Genomic DNA, 15,680 nt, shown 5'->3' on the forward strand with positions numbered 1-15,680 from the left:
GGCGCGCCGACGCCGACAGCTGCGAACTGCCGCCAATGGCCACTGGACACACGACCGGACGACCGGACGACACGAGCGGATCGCCGCGCCTGCTGTGGACTCACGGCGACGGCAACGGCAGGCCGCCGGCGGTCGGCCCATCCGCCATCGTCAGCGACGGACTACCTGTCGAGCCTGACCCCCGGCGACGACATCGACCATCGCGGCACCTCGTTCTCCGAAGACCTCCTGAGCCGGCTCCTGACCGCCCTCACCACCCAGCATCCAGCATCGCCACCTCAGCATGGCCCACTACGACGGAGTGCAGTTCCACGATGACTCTGATGACCCACGATGAGGCCCTCAAGCAGCTCCGCCACATCGCGCGAGAGCGGGCTTTTGGTAGGCACATCGGGTCCGACCGGCTCATCCGGACAGGGCTCGACGCGCTCATTGCTGGGGTTGAGAGTCCCTCCCTCGCCATGCTGGCCGGCCTCCTCCGGAGCGAGGAGCCCGAAGCGCCAGAGCTTTTCGACCAAGTACTCGAGGAGCTGGGACTGCTCTTCCAGCCGCCCGCTGACCCGCGCGACGCGAAGTGGGCGATGGCCTACTGGATCGCTGGTCAGATTGCCGACGGCACCATGGATCCCGCCGCTGGCACCCACATCATCTGGGCAGACATCGCCTATGACCTTGGCTACCCCGAAGAACTGCAGTCCCTCGTCTCGTGCGCTTTCAACCTGGCCGAGTGGGGAGAGGGCTGGGGAGTCTCCGTGGAGGAGCTGAACAGGGAAGCCGTCGAGGCGGCGCAGGAGTTCTTGAGTAAGCGGTCGGCAACAGAAGCAGGCAGCTGAAGTGTCCGGTTCTTGCTCGCTGCGGTTCGGCAGCCTCCAACGATCCTGTCCATGCACTGGATCCTGCGCCGCTGGAACAGATCACCGCGCTGCGCGCGGTACTGGACGAACTCGAATGGGGAAGTGCGGGCCGAGCCGGACCCACTCACCGTCGCCGAACGTGTCTTTGAACGGGTGACCGGGCAGCTCGCTGAGGGACGCGCCTTGGCCGAGTCGAACGCCGCTACTCGGAGCGGCTCAGCACGGGCGTGGTGCCGCCTGTCGGCTCGATGGAGAGCGTCCAGCGGTGCACAGGCGCGAGTAATCGCTGTGGGCGCCGGTCCATGACAGTTGTCGGTCTGCGTCCGAACCTTGATGGCCGGGCTGCGGGCCACGCGCAGGGGCGCGCATCGCCTCGACGATTCCGTTGCGGGTCTTCGATGTGCCCGAGGCCCGGCCCGACACCGCGGCCTCGTCCATCACCCGGAAGCGAGCCATCTTCCACAACGCGGTCGTCTTCGCCATGGACGCCGGGCTGATCAGCGAGAACCTGATCCCCCGGATCAGCTGGTCGCTGCCCGAGCCCGTGGACGAGGAGATCGACCCGGCGAGCGTCCCCAACCCCGAACTGGCACGCTCCCTGCTGCGAGCAGTCGGCAACCAGGGCAAGCGAGGCCGGAGACTGGTGGCGTTCTTCGGCTGCATCTACTACGCAGCCGCCCGTCCCGCCGAACTGCTCGAACTGCGACCGAGCCAGTGCCATCTCCCACGCCGGGGCTTCGGCTGCATCAGGCTCCAGAAGACGAGGCCGCGGTCCGGGCGCGGTTGGACGGACAGCGGCGAGACGCACGACCAGCGGGGGCTCAAGAAGCGTTCCCGCAAGGCCGTACGCACCGTGCCCATCCCTCCCCAGCTCGTGGCCCTGCTCCGCTGGCACATCGAGGCGTACGGCACCGCCCCGGACGGACGGATCTTCCGGACGCTGCGGAACGGCCTGCTGCACGAAAGCAGCTACGGCGAGGTCTGGGCACGGGCACGCGAAGCGGTGCTGACGCCGCAGGAGTACGAGTCGGATCTGGCGAAGCGGCCCTACGACCTCCGCCATGCCTGCGTATCGACGTGGCTCAGCGCCGGTGTGGCCCCGCAGACCGCCGCCAAGCGCGCCGGCCACAGCGTCACCGTGCTGCTGCGGGTGTACACACGGTTCATCAAGGACACCGACGACGCCGAGAACGCCAAGATCGCGGCACGCCTCGCCGGACCGGTGACCTGAGACCCGCGAAGAACGCCCCACGCTGCCCCACACATGCCCCACACGCGCTGGTCAGCACGCGGAATCAGGCGAGACAAACCGGGACAGGGCAGACATTCCGCCGGATGGGGCGCAAGAGAAAAAACGTGGCCCCCGACCGCGTCTCCGCAGGTCAGAGGCCACATCGTTGGAGTGGCGGCGCCAGGATTCGAACCTGGGAAGGCTGAGCCGGCAGATTTACAGTCTGCTCCCTTTGGCCGCTCGGGCACACCGCCTCGCAACGTCGCCAACCTTACCCGATGCACCCGGGTGCTCCGCCACTCGGTTGTGTGCGGGGAGTCCGTCGAACGGGGTGGCTAGGCTGTCCGGCGACCCTGGCCGCCGACAGTTCCGAGGAGCCACAGCACATGGCCGACTCCAGTTTCGACATCGTCTCGAAGGTCGACCGGCAGGAGGTCGACAATGCCCTCAACCAGGCCGCGAAGGAGATCTCCCAGCGGTACGACTTCCGCGGTGTGGACGCGTCGATCGCCTGGTCCGGGGAGAAGATCGAGATCCGGGCCAACGCCGAGGAGCGTGCCCGGGCCGTTCTGGACATCTTTCAGACCAAGCTCGTGAAGCGTGGGATCTCCCTCAAGGCCCTGGACGCCGGCGAGCCGCAGGCGTCGGGGAAGGAGTACCGGCTGGCGTGCGGGATCAAGGAGGGGATCTCGACGGACGACGCCAAGAAGGTCGCCAAGCTGATCCGCGACGAGGGGCCGAAGGGCGTGAAGGCCCAGGTGCAGGGCGACGAGCTGCGTGTCAGTTCCAAGAGCCGCGACGCCCTGCAGGAAGTGCAGCGGCTGGTGCGTGAGAAGGACTTCGACTTCGCCGTACAGTTCGTCAATTACCGCTGAGCACACCGAAGGGTGTTCCCGTGTCGATGATCCGCCATCTCCGCCGGGCCGTCGGGCTCGGGCGGGAGTCCGGGCAGCAGGGGCAGGAGAAGGTCGACCTGAGCCATCCGGCGCGCTCCCCGCTCGGCACGGCCGTCGTGAACTGCGCCGTGTACGAGGAGGGCCGGCGGCGGCCGGGGCGGATCGCGAACCGGGAGGCGATCGAGCTCGTACGGGGCCGCCGCGACCGGTTCGTGTGGATCGGGCTGCACGAGCCGGACGCCGACGAGTTCGCCGACATCGCCCGCCTGTTCGAGCTGCATCCGCTGGCCGTCGAGGACGCCGTGCACGCGCACCAGCGGCCGAAGCTGGAGCGGTACGGGGACACGCTGTTCACCGTGCTGAAGACCGTGCGGTACGTCGAGCACGCGCAGCTCACGGCGAGCAGCGAGGTCGTGGACACGGGCGAGATCATGGTGTTCACCGGCGCCGACTTCGTGGTCACGGTGCGGCACGGGGGGCACGGGTCGCTCGGACCGCTGCGGGAGCGCCTCGAGGGGGACCCGGAGCAGCTCGCCAAGGGGCCGGCGGCCGTGCTGCACGCCATCGCCGACCAGGTCGTGGACCAGTACCTGGACGTGGCCGCCGCCGTGCGGGACGACATCGACGAGATCGAGACGGCGGTGTTCGCCGCGGTGCGGCGGCGCGGCAGCGGTGATCCCGGGCAGATCTACCAGCTAAAGCGCGAACTGCTCGAACTGCGGCGGGCCGTGGCGCCGCTCGACCGGCCGTTGCAGCAGCTCTCGGAGGCGACGCTGCCGACGATCGACGCGGACATCCGCAGCTATTTCCGCGACGTCGCCGACCATCTGTCGCGGGTGACGAGCGAGATCAACGGCTACGACGGGCTGATCGACTCGATCCTGCAGGCCAATCTGGCGCAGGTCACCGTCGCGCAGAACGAGGACATGCGCAAGATCACGGCGTGGGCGGCGATCCTGGCCGTGCCGACGATGGTGTGCGGCGTGTACGGCATGAATTTCGACACCATGCCGGAGCTGCACTGGCGGTTCGGCTATCCGCTCGTCGTCGGCGTGATCCTCGTGGCGTGCCTGTTGATCCACCGAGGGTTCCGGCGCAACGGCTGGCTGTGACCGGATGCGCGGTTATGACCAAAGTCGGGTACGGCCGTGAGCGACCGATACGGAAGTCGGACAGAACCGTGGCCGAACGCCGGGTCCGAACGGGCACGGGCATTGCCTAGGCTGAACGGGTGGACAACGCGATCCTGAACGCGATCGAGGAGTTCGTCGCCACCCCCTGGGTGTATCTGGCGCTCTTCGTCGTCGCGAAGCTCGACGGCTTCTTCCCCGTGGTTCCCAGCGAGACCCTGGTGGTCATGCTGGGCGTCTTCGCGGCAGCGGACGGGAACCCGAACCTGGCGCTGATCATCCTCGTGGCGGCGCTCGGCGCGTTCGCGGGGGATCACATCTCCTACTTCATAGGCCGCACGTCGGGCGCGCGGATCTACGCCCGGCTGAAGCCGGGCAGCCGCACCCAGCGGGCCTACGACCGGGTGGGGAAGATGCTGGAGCGGCGCGGCGGGCTGATGCTGGTGATCGCGCGGTACATCCCGGGCGGCCGTACGGCGGCGACGCTCACGACCGGCGCAACGGGGTATCCGCTGCGGCTGTTCTCGCGGTACGACGCGCTGGCCGCGGTGAGCTGGGCCGCGTACTCGGCGGGGATCGGCTACGTGGGCGGCCGGGCGTTCGAGGACAATCCGCTGCGGGGCGTGGCGCTCGGCCTGGGGCTCGCGCTGGCGCTCACGGGGCTGCACGAGGGCGTCCGCTGGCTGCGGCACCGCATCATCGCCCGCAGGGCGACCGCCGGGGACTCATGACCACCGGTAGTGCGGGAGGGCGTCGTCCGTGGGCACGATGCGGCGGCCGAGCGGCATGAGGGAGATCGGCACCATCTTGAAGTGGGCGATGCCGAACGGGATGCCGATGATGGTCACGCAGAACCCGACGCCGGCGATGATGTGCCCGATGGTGATCCAGATGCCGGCGAAGATCAGCCAGACGATGTTGCCCACGAGGGAGGCGGCGCCGGCGTCGTGGCGCTCGGTGACGCGGTAGCCGAAGGGCCACAGCGCGTATCCGGCGATGCGGAAGCAGGCGATCCCGAAGGGGATCGTGATGATGAGGACGCAGCAGATCAGTCCGGCCACCGCGTAGCCGAGGGCTATCCACAGGCCCGACAGGACCAGCCAGATGACGTTCAGGAGAGTGCGCACTCCCCCAGGATGACGTCAGCGGCGGCCGTCCGCCATGCGTTCGAGACGATCGATGCGCTCGGCCATCGGCGGGTGCGTGGCGAACATGCGGGCGAGGCCCTCGCCGTGGCGGAACGGGTTGGCGATCATGAGGTGGCTGGCCGTCTCGAGCTGCGGTTCGGGGCGCAGCGGGCGGTGCTGGGTGCCGGCCTCCAGTTTGCGCAGGGCGCCGGCGAGTGCGAGGGGGTCGCCGGTGAGCCGGGCGCCGGACGCGTCGGCCTCGAACTCGCGCGAGCGGCTGACGGCGAGCTGGATCAGGGACGCGGCCACCGGTCCGAGGATCATGATCAGCAGCATCCCGACGATGCCGGGGCCGCCCTCGTCGTCGTCGCGGCCCACGGGAATGAGCCACGCGAAGTTGACCAGGAACATGATCACGGAGGCCATGGCGCCCGCGACGGAGGATATGAGGATGTCGCGGTTGTAGACGTGGCTGAGCTCGTGGCCGATGACGCCGCGCAGTTCGCGCTCGTCGAGGAGGCGGAGGATGCCCTCGGTGCAGCAGACGGCGGCGTTGCGCGGGTTGCGGCCGGTGGCGAAGGCGTTGGGCGCCTCGGTGGGCGAGATGTAGAGGCGCGGCATGGGCTGGCGGGCCTGGCCGGCCAGCTCGCGGACGATGCGGTGGAGACCGGGGGCCTGGAACTCCCCGACCGGCCGGGCGCGCATGGCGCGCAGGGCGATGCGGTCGCTGTTCCAGTAGGCGTAGGCGTTCGTGCCGAGGGCGAGCACGAGGGCGACCACCAGACCGCCGCGGCCGAAGAAACTGCCGACGAGCAGGATCAGCGCGGACATGCCGCCGAGCAGGGCGGCCGTTCTCAGTCCGTTGTGCCGGCGGTGCACGGGGTGCCCTCCAGGTGCGCTGCGTGGGGTGGTGTCTGCCGAACTGAACAACGCCATGCCCGCGGGTTCCGTTCCCGCGGAGGACGCCGTCACCCGTCCGGGTACCCCTGCGCGCGCTAGAGGAACGACGCGGCGGTGAATCCGAGGATGAGCTGCGGGGCGCCCGAGAACGCCAGGGCGGCGGCCGCGGCGAGCCCGGCGGCCGTGGTGAGGGCGGCGCCGGGCCGGCCGGTGTCCGGCGCGCCGTCGGGCTCGGGGCGGAAGAGGTACGCCGTCCACCGCAGGTAGTAGTACAGGCCGGCCGCCACGTTGACGGCGGTGACGACCGCGAGGACGCCGAGGCCGCCGTCGACGGCCGAGCGGAGCACGGCGACCTTGGCGAAGAGCCCCGCGACGCCGGGCGGCAGGCCCGCCAGGCACAGCAGGAAGAACGCGAGCGCCAGCGCGGCGAGCGGGCGGCGCGTCCACAGGCCGCGGTAGTCGGCGAGCCGCTGGGCGGGCCGGGAGCGGCCGATGTACGCGGCGACGGCGAAGGCGCCGAGGTTCACGGCGGCGTACATGAGGGCGTAGGCGATGAGGGTGCCGGTGGCCGCGTCGGGGTCGCCGTGGGCCGCCGCCGCGAGGGGGACGAGCAGGTAGCCGGCCTGGGCGACCGAGGACCAGGCCAGCAGCCGTACGGCGCCGCCGGGCGCGGCCGGGTCGGTGCGGACGGCCGCCGCGTTGCCGGCCGTCATGGTGAGGCCGGCGAGGACGGCGAGCAGCGGCCCCCACAGGTCGCCCTCTGCGGGGAACGCGCGCGTGGTGAGGACGGACAGGCCGGCGAGCCCTGCCGTCTTGGCGACGACCGACAGGTACGCGGCGACGGGCAGCGGCGCGCCGAGGTACGTCTCGGGGACCCAGAAGTGGAACGGGACGGCCGCCGTCTTGAAGAGGAAGCCGACGAGGGTGAGGGCGACGCCCGCCTCGGTGAGGGTGGCGAGGCGGGGGTCGGCGGCGGGGAGTCCGTCGGCGATGGCGGCGAAGGACAGGCTGCCCGTGCCGGCGTAGACGAAGCTGATGCCCAGCAGGCCGATCGCGGTGGCGGTCACGGAGGACAGGAAGTACTTGAGGGCGGCCTCCCCGGCGTCGCCGTTCCTGCGCAGGCCGACCAGGGCGTAGGTGGGCAGCGTGGTGACCTCAAGGGCGATGACCAGGGTGGCGAGGTCACGCGAGGCGGGCAGCAGCAGGGCGCCGGTGACGGAGGACAGCAGCAGGAACCAGTACTCGCCGCCGGGCAGCTCGCGCCCCGCGTGCCGTCGCGGGTCGGTCTCGGGCAGGGACAGGAGCACGGCCAGCAGCGCGCCGCCCAGGACGATCAGCTGGACGGTGACGGCGAAGCGGTCGGCGGCGTACGAGCAGCCGCCGTCCGCCGCGCAGAAGGTGACGCGGTCCCCGTGGCGCAGCGGCAGCAGGGCCAGTGCGGCCAGGAGGAGCCCGGCGGCGGCGAGCGGCCCGAGGAGCCGCTTGCGCGCGGCGGGCAGGAAGAGGTCCGTCACGAGGACGGCGAGGGCGGTGGCGGCGGCGATGACGGGCGGCGCGACGACCGCCCAGTCCACGCTCTGGATCGCGGCGGTCATCCGGCGGCCCCCGGGAGCAGCAGGCGTACGGCAGGGTCGGTGAGGTCGAGGAGGACGGCCGGCCACAGCCCGGCGAGCACGGTCAGCGCGGCCAGGGGCGCGAAGGCGGCGATCTCGTGGCGCCGCAGGTCGGACAGCCCGGCGAGGGAGCCGCCGCCCGGTGGGCCGCCGGGGTCCGTGGGCGGTAGGTCGCCCATGCAGACGCGGCGGACCACTTGGAGCAGGTAGGCGGCGGTGAGCAGTGTGCCGAACGCAGCGATGACCGTGTAGGTGATGAACGCGGGGCGGCTGAGCCCGGCGGCCGGCTCGTAGGCGCCGACCATGGCGAGCAGTTCGCCCCAGAACCCGGCGAGTCCTGGCAGGCCGAGCGACGCGACCGCCGCGAACGCGAGCAGTCCCCCGAAGCGCGGCGCCCGCCCGTACAGCGCGGCCCCGGCCGTGCCGGCGAGCCGGTCGAGGTCGGTGGTGCCGGTCCGGTCCTTCAGTCCGCCGACGAGGAAGAACAGCAGGCCGGTGATGAGGCCGTGCGCGATGTTGGCGAAGAGCGCGCCGTTCACGCCGGCCGGGGTGAGGCTGGCGATGCCGAGGAGGACGAAGCCCATGTGGCCGACCGACGAGTAGGCGACGAGCCGCTTGAGGTCGCCGCCCGAGCCCTCCCGCACGAGGGCGAGGCAGGCGAGGGAGGCGTAGACGATGCCGGCGACGGCGAACGCCCCGAGGTACGGCGCGAACGTCCGCATGCCCTCGGGCGCGATGGGCAGCGCGATCCGGACGAGCCCGTAGGTGCCCATCTTCAGCAGCACGCCCGCCAGCAGCACCGACCCCACGGTGGGGGCGGCGGTGTGGGCGTCGGGGAGCCAGCTGTGCAGCGGCCACATCGGGGTCTTCACGGCGAGGCCGATGCCGATGGCGAGGACGGCCAGTACCTGCGTCGTGCGGGACAGGCCGTCGCCGTGGGCGTCGGCGAGGGCCGTCATGTCGAACGTCCCGGCGCGCAGGCCGATCAGCAGCAGCCCGAGCAGCATCACGACCGACCCGAGCACCGTGTAGAGGACGAACCGCCACGCGGCCCGCGCGCGCCCCTCGCCGCCCCAGCGGGCGATGAGGAAGTACATCGGCACGAGGACCGTCTCGAAGGCGAGGAAGAACAGCAGCAGGTCGAGGACGGCGAACGTCGCGAGCGTGCCGCCCTCCAGCAGCAGGACGAACGCGACGAACGCGCGGGGGTCCCCGCCGGCGGGCGGGCGGACGTACCCGTGCAGGGCGCACAGGAAGGTGAGCAGCGCGGTGAGGACGAGCAGGGGGAGTGAGACGCCGTCCACGCCGAGGTGCAGGCGGACGCCGAGGGCCGGGATCCAGGACACGTCGGTCTCGGCCTGGACGGTGCCGGGCCGGTCGTGGTCGAACGCGGCGGCCAGGACGAGGGTGAGCAGCAGGACGGCGCCGGAGACGGTGACGCCGTGGCGCAGCACGTCGCGTTCGGGTCCGCCGGGGCCACGCAGTCCGGGCGGCGCGGGCAGGAGGGCGGCGGCAGCGCCGAGCAGCGGCAGGGCCACGGCGGCGAGCAGCAGGACGCGCGTCACGGTGTCGTTCAGCTCGATCACGGGGCGGTCCTCACTTCCCGGCGGCGACGAGGACGGCGGCGACCCCGAGCAGCAGCGCGCCGGCGCCGATGACGCTGAGGTAGGTCTGCACGTTGCCGGTCTGGGCGCGGCGGGTCAGGGCGCCGAGGCGGCCCGGCGTGGCGGCGCCGCCGCGTACGTAGGTCTCGATGACGGCCCGGTCGAGGAAGCGGACGAGGCGGGCGGCGGCGAGGGCGGGCCGTACGGCGACGGCGGTGTAGAGGGCGTCGGCGTGGAATCCGGCGGCGGCGTGCGGGCGCAGCGGGCCGAGCAGGACGGTGGCCGGGTCGCGCCCCGTACGGCCGCGGGCGGCCGCGGCGGCGAGGACACCGGCCAGCGTGGCGGCGACGGCGAGCGCGGAAGTGGCGGCGTGGGGGGCGAGGCCGTCGGCGTGCCACCAGTCGTCCAGCCATCCGTAGGCGAGGCCGAGCAGCAGGGAGGGCACAGCGAGGACCCACAGGACGATGCTCATCACGGGGCGGGTGCCTGCGGCGGTGGGCAGGGATTCGGACGGGGTGTCGCCGGCGGGGCTGTGGAAGGTGAGCAGCCACAGGCGGGCGGCGTACGCGGCGGTGACGACGGCCGTCAGCAGTCCGCCGACGAGGATCAGCCAGCCCGCGGCGGACGGGACGCCCTCGGTGTCGCCGAGGGCGGCGTGCTCGGCGGCGGTCAGGACGGCCTCCTTGGAGAAGAAGCCGGAGAACGGCGGCACGGCGGCGAGCGCGAGCAGCCCGATCGTCATGGTCCAGTACGCGTCGGGGACGCGCTGCCGCAGCCCGCTGAGGCGGCCGAGCGCGCGCAGGGAGCCGGTGCCGGCGGCGTGGATGACGGCGCCGGCGGCGAGGAAGAGGAGGGCCTTGAACGCGCCGTGCGTCAGGAGGTGGAAGACGGCGGCGTCGCGGTCGGCGACGGCGAGGGCGCCGGTCATGTAGCCGAGCTGGCCGACGGTGGACCAGGCGAGGACACGCTTCAGGTCGTCCTGGGCGAGGGCGGCGAGCGCGGACCCGAGCATGGTCAGCGCGGCGAGGACGGCCAGCACGGTGAGCGCGGCGGCGGAGGCGGTGAAGACGGGCAGCAGGCGGGCGACGAAGTACGCGCCCGCGGCGACCATGGTGGCGGCGTGGATCAGCGCGGAGACGGGCGTCGGTCCGGCCATGGCGTCGGGCAGCCACGCGTGCAGCGGGAACTGCGCGGACTTGCCCGCGACCCCGGCGAGCAGCAGCAGCGCGATGACGGTGGGGTGGGCGAGGTGCTGCTCGGCCGGCGGGGACGTCAGCCGGGTCACGATGGCGCTGATGCGGAACGTGCCGGTGTCGGCGGCGAGCGCGATCACGCCGACGAGGAACGGGACGTCGCCCAGCTTGGTGACGAGGAACGCCTTCAGGGACGCGGCGCGCGCGGCCGGCGCCTCCCAGAAGTGGCCGATCAGGAAGTACGAGCAGATGCCCATCACTTCCCAGCCGACCAGCAGGACGATCAGGTCGTCCGCGTAGACGACCAGCAGCATGGCGGCCGTGAACAGCGAGACGAGCGCCGCGTACGAGGCGTAGCGCGGGTCGCCGGCCAGGTAGCCGGTCGAGTAGAGCTGGACGCAGGTCGCGACGACCGCGACGAGGACGGCGACGAGGACCGCGAAGCCGTCGAGGTGGAGCGCGAGCTGCACGGGCGGCCCGCCGGTGTCGGCGAGCCGGGTGGCGGCCGTCACGGGGGCGTCGCCGCCCTGCCGTACCGCGACGAGGACGGCGAGCGCGGCGGACGCGAGCGTCGGCAGGACCGCGAGGGGGCGCACGTACCCGGGCGCGCGCCGGCCGGTGAGGAGGATCAGCGCGGCGGCGGCGAACGGCAGCAGCGGTACGAGGACGGCGGCGGTCGTGGTGTTCACGGGGTGGTCACTCGGTCTCCCGCCGCTGCCCGCGCGGCTCGCGCTGGGCACGCAGCGTGTCGATCGCCGTCGTGCCGCGGGCGCGGTGGACGAGCAGCACGAGGGCGAGGCCGATGCCGATCTCGGCGGCGGACAGGGCGATCAGGAAGAGCGTGAGGACCTGGCCGGCGTGCGCCGTGTCACGGAGCCACACGTCGAACGCGACCAGATTGAGGCTGACGGCGGCGAGCATCAGCTCGACGGACATGAGGACGAGGACGGCGTTGCGGCGCGCGAGGACGCCGTACAGGCCGACGCAGAAGAGGAGGACGGCGAGGGTGGCCGGGTGGACGAGGTGCATCAGCGCTCCTCTCCGGTGGTGTCGCCGTCCCCGCCGGGCGGGTCGTGGCGGCTGTTCCGGGCGCGGGAGACGACGACGGCGCCGATGAGGGCGGCCAGCAGCAGGACGGACAGCGCCTCGAACGGCAGCACCCACGAGCGGAACAGGCTCTCCCCCACCTGCTCGCTCGTGCCGTGCGGCTCCTCCAGGTCGATCCATGTGGTACGGAACGCGTCCACGACGAGCGTCACGAGCAGCGCGGCGGCCGCCCCGGCGACGGCGAGGGCGGCCGGGCGGTTCTCCGAGTCGGCGTCGGGCGACGGGCCGACGGGGGCCTTCGTCAGCATCAGGCCGAAGAGCAGGAGGACGACGACGGAACCGAGGTACAGGAGGACCTGCACCCACGCGACGAACTCGGCGGTCAGCAGCAGGTACTCGACGGCGAGCCCGCCGAGGGCGACGACGAGCCACAGCGCGGCGCGGACGAGCCTGCGGGTCGTGACGCAGGCGACGGCCGCCCCGAGGACGACGACGCCGACGAGCAGGAAGACGATGTCCTGGCCCGAGGGGGACAGCAGGTCGCGGCCGGTCATGCGCCGCTCCCCGCGCCGCCGTCGCGCTCCTCGCGCCCGGCCGTACGGCGGGCGGCGGTCAGCTCCTTGGGCTCCTCGGCGGCCGGGTCGAGCGGCGGCGGTTCGGGGACCGTCCACATCCAGGCGCGGAGCCGGTCGCGTTCGTGGGTCAGGTCACGGATGTCCGTCTCGGCGTACTCGAACTCCGGCGACCAGAACAGGGCGTCGAACGGGCAGACCTCGACACAGATCCCGCAGTACATGCACAGCGCGAAGTCGATGGCGAACCGGTCGAGGACGTTGCGGCTGCGCTCCCGCCCGCCGGGCGCGGCCGGCGGCAGCGTCTCCTTGTGGGAGTCGATGTAGATGCACCAGTCGGGGCACTCGCGGGCGCACAGCATGCAGACCGTGCAGTTCTCCTCGAACAGCGCGATGACGCCCCGGCTGCGCGGCGGCAGCGCGGGCTGCGTCTCCGGGTACTGCTGGGTGACGGCCCGCCGGGTCATGGCGCGCAGCGTGATGGCGAGCCCCTTGGCGAGGCCGGAACCGGGAGTCATGCGGTCACCACCCTGACGATGCCGGTCAGCGCGAGCTGCGCCAGCGCGAGCGGGACGAGCACCGTCCACGCGAACTTCTGGATCTGGTCGGCCCGCAGCCGGGGCCACGCGACGCGCGCCCAGATGACGGCGAAGCTGAGCGCGCCGGTCTTCAGCAGCATCCACAGCGGCCCGAGCCGGTCGGCGGCCGGACCGTGCCAGCCGCCGAGGAAGAGGACGGCCGTCAGCGCGGAGACGACGACGATGCCGGCGTACTCGGCGAGCAGGAAGAGCGCGAACCGCAGGCCGGAGTACTCGGTGTAGGCGCCGAAGATGATCTCCTCGGGCGCGACGGGCGCGTCGAACGGCGGACGCTGCAGTTCGGCGAGACCGGCGGTGAAGAACACGGCACCGCCCACGAGCTGCCACGGCACCCACCACCAGGAGAAGCCGTCGAGGATGCCGGGGAGGCTGAGGGTCCCGGCGGCCATGGCGACGGAGGCGGCGGTCAGGATCAGCGGCAGCTCGTACGCCATGAGCTGGGCGGCGGCGCGCAGGCCGCCGAGGAGCGCGTACTTGTTGGCGGACGCCCAGCCGGCCATGAGCGAGCCGAGGACGCCGATGCCGAGGACGGCGAGGACGAAGAAGATCCCGGCGTCCACGGCCTGGCCGACGAGCCCGTCGGGGCCGATGGGGATGGCGACGAGGACGACGAGGTACGGGACGAGCGCGACGGCCGGCGCGAGCTGGAAGACCCGGCGGTCCGCGCCGGCGGGCACCGTGTCCTCCTTCTGGGCGAATTTCACGCCGTCGGCGACGAGCTGTGCCCAGCCGTGGAAGCCGCCCGCGTGCATCGGGCCGAGGCGGCCCTGCATGTGGGCCATGACCTTGTGCTCGGCCTGGCCGACGAGGAGCGGCAGGACGAGGAACGCGACCAGGACGGCGGCAAGCCGGACCAGGACATCGGTGACGTCCATCAGCGCTCACCGTCCTCGGGGGTGCCGGAGTCCCCGGGAGCGTCCGGCGTGTCGGGGGAGCCGCCGTCCTCGTCGCGCGGCTGTGCCCACGGGGTGTCGCCGGCCCGGCCGCGCCGGGCGGGCCGGTCGGACGCGGGGTCGTCGCCGGACGGACGCTGACTGGCCGAACCCCCCGAGGCCGACCGCATGCGCCGCGCCGGACGCGCCGCCGTCTCCTCCGACGCACCCTCACCCGCCGGGCGCTGACTCGCCGAACCCCCCGAGGCCGACCGCATGCGCCGCGCCGGACGCGCCGCCGTCTCCTCCGGCGCGGCATCGGCGGCCGGACGGGCACGGCGTGCGGGGCGGGCGGCGGCGTCACCGCTCCGGGCGGGGAGCTGCCCCTTGCGGGGACCCCACTCGTTCGGGTCGGGCACACCGGGCGGGAGCGCCTGGCGCCGCCGGGGCGCGCCGTGCTCCGACTCGCCCGGCTCCTTGGCACCGGGCCACGCCTTGGCGACGCGCGCGGCCAGCACGAAGTCCTTCCGCAGCGGGTGGCCCTCGAAGCCGTCGGGCAGCAGGAGGGGCGCGGGCCCCGGGTGGCCGGGGAAGTCGATGCCGAACATCTCCCGCGTCTCGCGCTCGTGCCACGCCGCGCCCGCGTACACGTCCGTGGCGGACGGCAGCGACGGGTCCTCGTGCGCGACGGCCGTGCGCAGCAGCAGCCGCAGCATCGGCCGCCCCTCCCCCGGCAGCGCAACGACGTGGGCGCACACGCGGAAGCCGTCCGGTTCGTCGACGGCGCTCAGCCAGTCGAAGAACGTGCAGCCGAGGCGGTCACGGGCGGTCCGCAGCGCGTCCGGCCAGGCGGCGGGAGGCACGTCCACCGTCAGGACCCCGTACGCCTCGGACGCCTCGGCGCCCGGACCGAACAACTCGGCCGCCCCGCCGGGCAGCCCGCCGTGCCCCGTCACCGGCCGCCCTCCGTGCCGGTGCGGCCGGGGGGTGCCACCAGCGGGCTCGTCAGGGCCTCGGCGGACGCCGCCGGCACGGCGCCGAAGCGCGCGGCCATCCGCTCGTCGACGGACTCGGCGGCGATGCGTTCCTGGAGCTTCAGGATGCCCTGGAGCAGCGCCTCGGGGCGGGGCGGGCAGCCCGGCACGTACACGTCGACGGGGATGATCTGGTCGACGCCCTTGGTGACGGCGTAGCTGTCCCAGTAGGGGCCGCCGCAGTTCGCGCAGGCGCCGAACGAGATGACGTACTTGGGCTCGGGCATCTGCTCGTACAGGCGCTTCACGGCCGGGGCCATCTTGTCCGTGACGGTGCCGGAGACGATCATCAGGTCGGCCTGCCGCGGTCCGGGCGCGAACGGGATGACGCCGAGCCGGATGAAGTCGTGGCGCGCCATGGACGCCGCGATGAACTCGATGGCGCAGCAGGCGAGGCCGAAGTTGAAGACCCACAGGCTGTAGCGGCGGCCCCAGTTGAGAATGATCTTCAGGGGTTCGGGCGCGAGGCGCGCGAGCGGGCCGAGCCGGGGCGCGCGCACGGGGGTCAGGTCCATTCCAGTACGCCTTTCCGCCACGCGTAGAGGAGCCCGACGGCGAGGAAGCCGAGGAAGACGAACATCTCCACGAGCGTCGCCGCGCCGAAGCCGTCGCCGGCGAAGACCGTCGCCCACGGGAAGAGGAACACGGCGTCCACCGCGAAGATCACGTACAGGAACGCGTAGAGGTAGTACTTGATCTCGGTGTGCGCCCAGCCCTCGCCGACCGGGTCGACGCCGCACTCGTACGGCAGCAGCTTCTCGGGTGTCGGGTCGGACGGCCGCAGCAGCGCGCCGGCGCCGAACGCGACCGCGACGAACAGCACACCGGCCACCGCGACCAGACCGACGACCGTGTAGCCGTGGAAGTAGTCGGGCACGTGCGCGCCTCCGCTGGGGACGGTGGGGGTGGGGCTGCACGGGAGTCTAGGCGCTCGTGCCGCCGTTGTGACCCACGGCGGCCGGGGCGCGGACGGGTGCGGGATGGTGGGGTTTTCCCCACCTCGGATTC

The 15,680-nt window shown here is 72.6% G+C and carries 17 protein-coding genes and 1 tRNA gene; 5 read left to right on the plus strand and 13 right to left on the minus strand.

Annotated features, from left to right (window positions below; genetic code table 11):
• Positions 1-323: 323 nt before the first annotated feature.
• Positions 324-833 (plus strand): hypothetical protein, encoded by a 510-nt coding sequence (locus tag EMA09_RS12430; RefSeq protein ID WP_129841122.1) that lies wholly within the window; start codon positions 324-326, stop codon positions 831-833.
• A gap of 406 nt (positions 834-1,239) precedes the next feature.
• Complete coding sequence (locus EMA09_RS12435; RefSeq protein ID WP_240796364.1) at positions 1,240-2,085, plus strand: tyrosine-type recombinase/integrase; 846 nt, start codon at positions 1,240-1,242, stop codon at positions 2,083-2,085.
• 172 nt (positions 2,086-2,257) lie between these two features.
• Here EMA09_RS12435 and EMA09_RS12440 read toward each other — a convergent pair.
• A tRNA-Tyr gene (locus EMA09_RS12440) sits at positions 2,258-2,339 on the minus strand.
• A gap of 132 nt (positions 2,340-2,471) precedes the next feature.
• On the opposite strand from EMA09_RS12440, the gene EMA09_RS12445 reads away from it, so the two are divergent.
• The 3 genes from EMA09_RS12445 to EMA09_RS12455 all read left to right on the plus strand — a co-directional run bounded on the left by EMA09_RS12445 (position 2,472) and on the right by EMA09_RS12455 (position 4,842).
• On the plus strand, positions 2,472-2,960 hold the full coding sequence (locus EMA09_RS12445; protein WP_129841123.1) for a YajQ family cyclic di-GMP-binding protein: 489 nt from the start codon (positions 2,472-2,474) through the stop codon (positions 2,958-2,960).
• 26 nt (positions 2,961-2,986) lie between these two features.
• Entirely contained in the window at positions 2,987-4,093 is a 1,107-nt protein-coding gene (gene corA / locus EMA09_RS12450; RefSeq protein ID WP_129841124.1) for a magnesium/cobalt transporter CorA, read from the plus strand.
• A gap of 119 nt (positions 4,094-4,212) precedes the next feature.
• Positions 4,213-4,842 carry a DedA family protein gene (locus EMA09_RS12455; protein ID WP_129841125.1) on the plus strand — a complete coding sequence of 210 codons (630 nt, stop codon included), beginning with the start codon at positions 4,213-4,215 and terminating at the stop codon, positions 4,840-4,842.
• On the opposite strand, the gene EMA09_RS12460 is transcribed toward EMA09_RS12455, so the two are convergent.
• From EMA09_RS12460 to EMA09_RS12515, 12 genes are all read right to left on the minus strand, one after another.
• The gene (locus EMA09_RS12460) at positions 4,837-5,238 is read right to left on the minus strand and encodes a YccF domain-containing protein (protein WP_129841126.1); all 402 of its coding nucleotides are present in this window, start codon (positions 5,236-5,238) and stop codon (positions 4,837-4,839) included. The two genes, EMA09_RS12455 and EMA09_RS12460, sit on opposite strands and share 6 nt — an antisense overlap.
• 15 nt (positions 5,239-5,253) lie before the next feature.
• Positions 5,254-6,117 (minus strand): zinc metalloprotease HtpX, encoded by an 864-nt coding sequence (gene htpX / locus EMA09_RS12465; protein ID WP_129841127.1) that lies wholly within the window; start codon positions 6,115-6,117, stop codon positions 5,254-5,256.
• A 116-nt stretch (positions 6,118-6,233) separates the two neighbouring features.
• Positions 6,234-7,733, minus strand: coding sequence for an NADH-quinone oxidoreductase subunit N (locus EMA09_RS12470; protein ID WP_129841128.1), 1,500 nt, complete (start codon positions 7,731-7,733; stop codon positions 6,234-6,236).
• The gene (locus EMA09_RS12475) at positions 7,730-9,337 is read right to left on the minus strand and encodes an NADH-quinone oxidoreductase subunit M (protein WP_129841129.1); all 1,608 of its coding nucleotides are present in this window, start codon (positions 9,335-9,337) and stop codon (positions 7,730-7,732) included. Before EMA09_RS12475 ends, EMA09_RS12470 begins: the two co-directional genes overlap by 4 nt.
• A 10-nt stretch (positions 9,338-9,347) precedes the next feature.
• A complete protein-coding gene (locus EMA09_RS12480) occupies positions 9,348-11,237 on the minus strand; it encodes an NADH-quinone oxidoreductase subunit L (protein WP_129841130.1) in 1,890 nt (629 codons plus the stop codon).
• Positions 11,238-11,244: 7 nt separating this feature from the next.
• Positions 11,245-11,577, minus strand: coding sequence for an NADH-quinone oxidoreductase subunit NuoK (gene nuoK, locus EMA09_RS12485; RefSeq protein WP_129841131.1), 333 nt, complete (start codon positions 11,575-11,577; stop codon positions 11,245-11,247).
• Positions 11,577-12,149, minus strand: a complete 573-nt coding sequence (locus EMA09_RS12490; protein WP_129841132.1) for an NADH-quinone oxidoreductase subunit J — start codon at positions 12,147-12,149, stop codon at positions 11,577-11,579. Before EMA09_RS12490 ends, nuoK begins: the two co-directional genes overlap by 1 nt.
• Positions 12,146-12,685 carry an NADH-quinone oxidoreductase subunit I gene (locus tag EMA09_RS12495; protein WP_129841133.1) on the minus strand — a complete coding sequence of 180 codons (540 nt, stop codon included), beginning with the start codon at positions 12,683-12,685 and terminating at the stop codon, positions 12,146-12,148. Before EMA09_RS12495 ends, EMA09_RS12490 begins: the two co-directional genes overlap by 4 nt.
• Entirely contained in the window at positions 12,682-13,644 is a 963-nt protein-coding gene (locus tag EMA09_RS12500) for a complex I subunit 1 family protein (RefSeq protein WP_129841134.1), read from the minus strand. The genes EMA09_RS12495 and EMA09_RS12500 overlap by 4 nt, the downstream gene beginning before the upstream one ends.
• A complete protein-coding gene (locus EMA09_RS12505; RefSeq protein ID WP_129841135.1) occupies positions 13,641-14,594 on the minus strand; it encodes an NADH-quinone oxidoreductase subunit C in 954 nt (317 codons plus the stop codon). The genes EMA09_RS12500 and EMA09_RS12505 overlap by 4 nt, the downstream gene beginning before the upstream one ends.
• Positions 14,591-15,187: an NADH-quinone oxidoreductase subunit B gene (locus EMA09_RS12510; RefSeq protein ID WP_129841136.1), complete on the minus strand. Its 597-nt coding sequence runs from the start codon at positions 15,185-15,187 to the stop codon at positions 14,591-14,593. Before EMA09_RS12510 ends, EMA09_RS12505 begins: the two co-directional genes overlap by 4 nt.
• Entirely contained in the window at positions 15,178-15,549 is a 372-nt protein-coding gene (locus EMA09_RS12515; protein ID WP_129841137.1) for an NADH-quinone oxidoreductase subunit A, read from the minus strand. The genes EMA09_RS12510 and EMA09_RS12515 overlap by 10 nt, the downstream gene beginning before the upstream one ends.
• Positions 15,550-15,680: the final 131 nt, after the last annotated feature.

Origin of the sequence: Streptomyces sp. RFCAC02 (assembly GCF_004193175.1) — a bacterium.
Taxonomy (GTDB): Bacteria; Actinomycetota; Actinomycetes; order Streptomycetales; family Streptomycetaceae; genus Streptomyces.